Source organism: Paenirhodobacter sp. (assembly GCF_050177655.1).
Taxonomy (GTDB): Bacteria; Pseudomonadota; Alphaproteobacteria; order Rhodobacterales; family Rhodobacteraceae; genus Rhodobacter.
Map to the genome: position 1 here is coordinate 1 of NZ_JBFXGV010000081.1, position 6,128 is coordinate 6,128.

The following is a 6,128-nucleotide window of genomic DNA, read 5'->3' on the forward strand; positions in this document are numbered from 1 at the left end:
AATTCGCCTCCGCCGAAGCGGCGGCCGCGGCGCTCGTCGCACGCGGCGCGAACCATGTTCTGGTGACCGACGGCGGGCGCGCCGCGGCCGATGGCGCCGCCGGCGCCGAGGTGCTCACCGCCGCCCCGCCCCCCGTTCTCGTCACCCGCGTCACCGGCGCGGGCGACACTTTCATGGCCGCGCATCTCGTGGCCGAACGCGCCGGCGCCGATCGCGCCGAAGCCCTCACCCGCGCGCTCGCCGCCGCCGCGCGCTACGTTTCCGGAGACATGGTCCGATGATCGCCCCCCTCACCTTCGCCCCCGAAGTCCGAACCGCGCTCGACGCGGGCCGCCCCGTCGTCGCGCTCGAATCGACGATCATCACCCATGGCATGCCCTATCCGCAAAACCTCGAGACCGCCCGCGCGGTCGAGGCCGAGGTCCGCGCCCATGGCGCCACCCCCGCGACGATCGCAGTGATGGGCGGCAAGATCCACATCGGCCTGACCGCGGCCGAACTCGAAACCCTCGCGCAAAGCGAAAACGCGATGAAGGTGAGCCGCGCCGATCTGGCCGTCTGCCTCGCGAAGGGGGCGGTCGGCGCCACCACCGTCGCCGCGACGATGATCTGCGCCGCGCTTGCGGGCATCGCCGTCTTCGCCACCGGCGGCATCGGCGGCGTGCATCGCGGCGCCGAGGACACGTTCGACATCTCCGCCGATCTGGCCGAACTCGGCCTCACCCCGGTGACCGTGGTCGCGGCCGGCGCGAAGGCCATTCTCGATCTTCCGAAAACCCTGGAAGTTCTGGAAACCAATGGCGTTCCCGTCTTCGCCTATGGCCAGGACGAATTCCCCGCCTTCTGGTCGCGCAGCTCGGGCCTGCCCGCGCCGCTGCGCGCCGACACCCCCGGCGAGATCGCCGCGGCCCATCTGATGCGCGCGCGGCTTGGCCTTTCGGGCGGCCAGCTCGTCGCCAACCCGATCCCGCCCGAGGCCGAGATCCCGCGCGCCGAGATCGTCCCCGCGATCGAGGCCGCGCTCGCCGAAGCCGCCGCGCAGCATGTCGCGGCGAAGGAGGTCACCCCCTTCCTGCTGGCGAAGATCTACGCGCTGACCGAAGGGCGCTCGCTCGCCGCGAATATCGCCCTCGTTCTGAGCAATGCGCGGCTTGCAAGCGCCATCGCCGCGGAAATCTCGGCGGCGCAGCATTGACGCCATTGCCGCGGCGCGAGGGCACGCCTAGGTAAACGGGGCCGGGTTGTTCCGGTCGCGCGCCGGGGAGTGCCATGACGCCAGAGCCCAACGATCCGCAAGCCGCGGCCCCGCATCCCGCGCGCCGGCGCGGCTTTCTCGCGCGGCTGCGCGGCTCTTTCCTCACCGGGCTCGTTGTGATCGCGCCGATCGGGCTCACGCTTTACCTGATGTGGACGGTCGCGGGCTGGGTCGACGGCTGGGTGCTGCCCTTCGTGCCGCAGGAATTCCAGCCCGAGCGCTATATCGGCGTGAACATCCGCGGCTTTGGCGTGATCTTCTTCCTCGTCTTCACGGTGATCGTCGGCTGGCTGGCGAAGAACATCATCGGCCGCTCGGTGCTGCGCTTCGGCGAGGGGCTGGTCGACCGCATGCCGGTGGTGCGTTCGGTCTACAACGGGCTCAAGCAGATCGCCGAGACGGTGTTTTCCCAGGGCGAGACGAAATTCGACCGCGCCTGCCTCATCGAGTACCCGCGCGCCGGGCTGAAGGCCGTCGCCTTCGTCTCGTCGAAGGCGAAGGGCGAGATCGCCGCGCAGGCACCGGACGAGGATCCGCTGATCTCCGTCTTCCTGCCGACGACGCCGAACCCGACCTCGGGCTTTTTGCTCTTCGTGCCGGAAAGCCAGATCACCTATCTCGAGATGTCGGTCGAGGATGCGGCGAAGCTGATCATCTCCGCGGGCCTCGTCTATCCAAGCCCGAAACCCGCGAAAGCGCCGAAGGATCAGTTGAAAAGCGCGGCCAGATCGACCGAGGACCGCTGACCCAGATCATCGGCATGGGCGGTAAGGAAGCGATCCGCCGCCGCCTCGCCCGCCGCCTTGAGCCGCTTGAGCATGCCGATCCCGGGCGCGACCTTCGTCGCCGCGCCAAGATCGAGCATCACCGCATCATCGGCGACCATGTGGATCAGAACATCCTTCATCTCGCCCTCGGGCACCCGGTTCGCCTCGAGCAGACGATGCACGAAGCTGATCGCGCGCAGCTCGCGCAGGAGCGAGGAATTGAACGAGATCTCGTTGATCCGGTCCTCGATCTCGCCGGGCGTGCGCGGCACCCCGTCGCGTTCGAGCGGATTGATGTTGACGATCACGATGTCGCGCGGAAAGCGCGTCTCGTAAAGCGGGAAGAGCGCCGGATTGCCGGTGAAACCGCCGTCCCAGAAGGCTTCGACCCGTCCCGTCTGCTTGTCGAAGATCTCCACCGCCTGGAACAGGTTCGGCAGGCAGGCGGAGGCGAGCAGCACCTCGGTCGAGATCTCGCCGTCGGAAAAGACGCGGATCTTGCCGCTGCGCACATTGGTGGCGGAGACGAAGAACTCCGGCCCTTTCTTCGAACAAACATGCTCGAACTCGAACCGCGCGACGACATGTTCGAGCGGGTTGCGGTAAAGCGGTCCGAGATCGTAGGGCGAGATCATCCGCGCCCATTGATCCATCAGCGTGGCGGGGCTGAACATCTCGATCCAGCGGTTGAGGATCTGCGGCTCGGGAAACAGCGCCGAGACCCAGCGCTCGACGCGCATGTCGACCACTTCGGAGACCTGCGACCAGAGCCATTCGAGATCTTCCTGCGCCGCGCGCCGGCCGTGTTTCGCGCCGCCGCGCACAAGCCCCGCCTTCAGCGCCGCGCCATTGAGCGCGCCGGCCGAAGTGCCCGAGATCGCCGCGATCTCGATCCACTCCTCCTCGAGCAGCCGGTGCAGCACGCCCCAGGTGAAGGCGCCATGCGCGCCCCCGCCCTGCAGCGCGAGGTTGATGCGTTTCGTTTCCATGCCCGCGCCTGCCTTTCCGGTGACCGCGCGGGGGCGCCGCCCCCGCACCCCCGAGGTATTTGCGGCAAGATGAAGGGAAAGCTCCGGTCTTCATCTTGCCCGAAATACCTCGGGGGGATTTCCCGAAGGGAAAGGGGGGCAGCGCCCCCCTCCCCGGTTCCGCTCAGAGCGCGGTCCAGCCGCCGTCGACCGAGATCGTCGTGCCGGTGATCTGCGCCGCGTAATCCGAACACAGAAACACCGCGGTGCCGCCGATCTCCTCGACGGTCGCGAATTCCTTCGAGGGCTGACGGTCGAGCATGACATTCTTGATGACGTCCTCGCGGCTCATGTTGTGAGCCTTCATCTGGTCCGGGATCTGCGCCTCGACCAGCGGGGTCAGCACATAGCCCGGGCAGATCGCATTCGCGGTGATCTTCTCCTGCGCGGTCTCGAGCGCGGTGACCTTGGTGAAGCCGACGACGCCATGCTTCGCCGCGACATAGGCCGATTTGAAGGGCGAGGCGGTCAGCCCATGCGCCGAGGCGATATTGACGATCCGGCCCCAGCCAGCGGCGCGCATGATCGGCAGTGCGGCGGCGGTGGTGTGGAAGGCGGAGGAAAGGTTGATCGCGATGATCCGGTCCCAAGTCGCGGGCGGGAAGGTCTCGATCGGCTCGACATGCTGGATGCCGGCGTTGTTCACCAGGATATCGCATTTGCCGGATTTGGTGATCAGCGCGCGCGCCTCCTCGCCGCTCGACAGATCCGCCTTGATGTAGCGCGCGGTGACGCCGAACTCGCGGCCGATCTCCTCGGCCAGCTTGTGATCCTCGTCGCGGTCGGTGAAGGAGTTCAGCACGACATCGGCCCCGGCCTTCGCCAGTTCACGCGCCACGCCAAGCCCGATGCCCGAATTGGACCCGGTGATGATTGCGGTTTTTCCCTTGAGGCTCATGGCACTCTCCTTCTGCCGTTGTGCAGGGAGATTACCCGAGACGCGCCAAAGTTCCATTCCGCTCTTGCACGATGCCGTGAGGCGATTTTCGCGAAGTGCCAAAGAAAAAGACGCCCGCGCAAGGCGGGCGTCAAGTCATGAGGCAGGTTTCATACAGGCAAGAAACCTATCGAGCAGTGAGATTGTTATAAGCCCCTCCTGCGCAGTATCCAAGTGAAAAGTTTGCCAATCCCCCGGCGCGCGGCTAGCTTGCGGCCTGAAAATACAGGCAAACGAAGGATTGTTGCGATGGCGCGACCGGTGTTTTTCCAGGCTTTGAGGGCCGCGGTGATAGCGCTCGCCCCTGTTTTCCTTGGTGCCGCCGTCGCTGCGGAGCCCGCGCCCGGAATCGCCATGTATGGTCTGCCCGCCCTGCCCGCGGGCTTCACCCACCTGCCCTATGCCGACCCGGCGGCGCCGAAGGGCGGGCGCATCCGTTTCGGCGAATCGGGCAGTTTCGATTCGCTCAACCCCTGGATTCTGAACGGCCGCCCGGCGCAGGGCATCGCCGCCTATGTCGCCGAACCGCTGATGTTCCGCTCGATCGACGAGCCCTTCACGCTTTACGGGCTCCTCGCCGAAAGCGTCGAGACCGACCCCGACCGCACCTGGGTCGAATTCACCCTGCGCCCGGAGGCGAAGTTTTCCGACGGCGCCCCGGTCACCGTCGAGGACGTGATCTGGTCCTTCGAGACACTCGGCACCGAGGGGCATCCGCGCTACCGCGTGAGCTGGGGCAAGGTCGCGAAGATCGAGCAGACCGGGCCGCGCAGCCTGCGCATCAGCTTCAACACCGCCGACCGCGAATTGCCGCTGATCATGGGCATGCGCCCGGTGCTGGAAAAGGCGCAATGGGCGGGCAAGGATTTCGCCTCCGAGATGCAGATGGCGCCCATCGGCTCCGGCCCCTATGTGATCGACAAGGTGGAAACCGGGCGCTTCATCACCCTCAGACGCAACCCCGATTACTGGGGCAAGGATCTGCCGGTGAATGCCGGGCGCAACAATTTCGACGAGATGCGCTGGGATTATTTCGGCGATGGCGGTGTCACCTTCGAGGCCTTCAAGGGCGGCGAGACCGACAGCTATCTCGAAAGCAACGCCGCGAAATGGAAGACGGATTACGACTTCCCCGCGGTGCGCGACGGCCGCGTGATCCTCGCCGAGATCCCGCATCACCGCCCCTCGGGGATCATGGGGCTGGTGATGAACACGCGCAAACCGCTCTTTGCCGACTGGCGCGTGCGCGAGGCGATGACCCTCGTCTTCAACTTCGAATTCATCTCGAAGACGCTGAACGGCGGGACCGAGCCGCGCATCACCTCCTATTTCGCGAACACCCCGCTTGCGATGCAGCCCGGGCCGGCGACGGGCAAGGTGGCGGCGCTGCTCGCCCCCTTCGCCGCCGATCTGCCGCCCGGCACGCTCGAGGGCTATGCGCTGCCAAGCTCCGACGGCAGCGAGCTCAACCGCAAGAACAGCCGCGCCGCGCTGAAACTTCTGGCCGAAGCCGGCTGGCATGTCGCCGACGATGGCGTGCTGCGCGACGCCGGCGGCGCGCCCTTCAAATTCGACATCGTGCTGCAACAGGGCACCGCGGAAACCCAGTCGATCGTCGACATCTATGTCGAGGAGCTGCGCCGGATCGGCATCTTCCCGACCGTCTCGACCGTCGACGATGCGCAATACCAGATCCGCAAGACCAACTACGATTTCGACATGACCTATATGTGGGTCGCGACCACGCTCAGCCCCGGGAACGAGCAATATCTCTACTGGGGCGCGAAGGGCGTGGACGAGCCCGGCTCGCGCAATCTGATGGGGATGCGCTCGCCCGCGGCCGAGGCGATGATCGGTGCCATGCTCGACGCGCGCACGCCCGAGGATTTCACCGCCGCGGTGCGCGCGCTCGACCGGGTGCTGACCGCTGGCCGATATGTGATCCCCTTCTGGTATTCCAAAGTCACCCGCATCGCCTATGATCGGGATCTTCACTTCCCCGAAAGCCTTCCGCTATACGGGGTTTGGCCGGGCTTTCCGCCCGATGTCTGGTGGTATGAGGCAGAGAAATGAAAAAACTGATCCTGATCGCCGCTCTCGGTCTGGCCCTGGCCGGGTGCAACACGGTCGCGGGCGTGGGC

General features: G+C 66.3%; 6 protein-coding genes. 4 read left to right on the top strand and 2 right to left on the bottom strand.

What is annotated here, in order from left to right:
- The 3 genes from AB7U46_RS17285 to AB7U46_RS17295 form a co-directional block, all read left to right on the top strand.
- A partial coding sequence (locus AB7U46_RS17285; RefSeq protein ID WP_428338228.1) for a PfkB family carbohydrate kinase occupies nucleotides 1-281 on the top strand: 281 nt, incomplete at its 5' end.
- Nucleotides 278-1,195, top strand: coding sequence for a pseudouridine-5'-phosphate glycosidase (locus AB7U46_RS17290; RefSeq protein WP_428338229.1), 918 nt, complete (start codon nucleotides 278-280; stop codon nucleotides 1,193-1,195). The genes AB7U46_RS17285 and AB7U46_RS17290, both read left to right, overlap by 4 nt.
- A gap of 74 nt (nucleotides 1,196-1,269) precedes the next feature.
- Entirely contained in the window at nucleotides 1,270-2,001 is a 732-nt protein-coding gene (locus AB7U46_RS17295) for a DUF502 domain-containing protein (RefSeq protein WP_428338230.1), read from the top strand.
- On the opposite strand, the gene AB7U46_RS17300 is transcribed toward AB7U46_RS17295, so the two are convergent.
- Both AB7U46_RS17300 and AB7U46_RS17305 read right to left on the bottom strand, forming a co-directional pair.
- Entirely contained in the window at nucleotides 1,962-3,011 is a 1,050-nt protein-coding gene (locus AB7U46_RS17300) for a patatin-like phospholipase family protein (RefSeq protein ID WP_428338231.1), read from the bottom strand. The genes AB7U46_RS17295 and AB7U46_RS17300 overlap by 40 nt on opposite strands.
- A 163-nt stretch (nucleotides 3,012-3,174) precedes the next feature.
- Nucleotides 3,175-3,948 carry a 3-hydroxybutyrate dehydrogenase gene (locus tag AB7U46_RS17305; RefSeq protein WP_428338232.1) on the bottom strand — a complete coding sequence of 258 codons (774 nt, stop codon included), beginning with the start codon at nucleotides 3,946-3,948 and terminating at the stop codon, nucleotides 3,175-3,177.
- A 288-nt stretch (nucleotides 3,949-4,236) separates the two neighbouring features.
- On the opposite strand from AB7U46_RS17305, the gene AB7U46_RS17310 reads away from it, so the two are divergent.
- A complete protein-coding gene (locus tag AB7U46_RS17310; RefSeq protein ID WP_428338233.1) occupies nucleotides 4,237-6,060 on the top strand; it encodes an extracellular solute-binding protein in 1,824 nt (607 codons plus the stop codon).
- Nucleotides 6,061-6,128 lie beyond the last annotated feature (68 nt).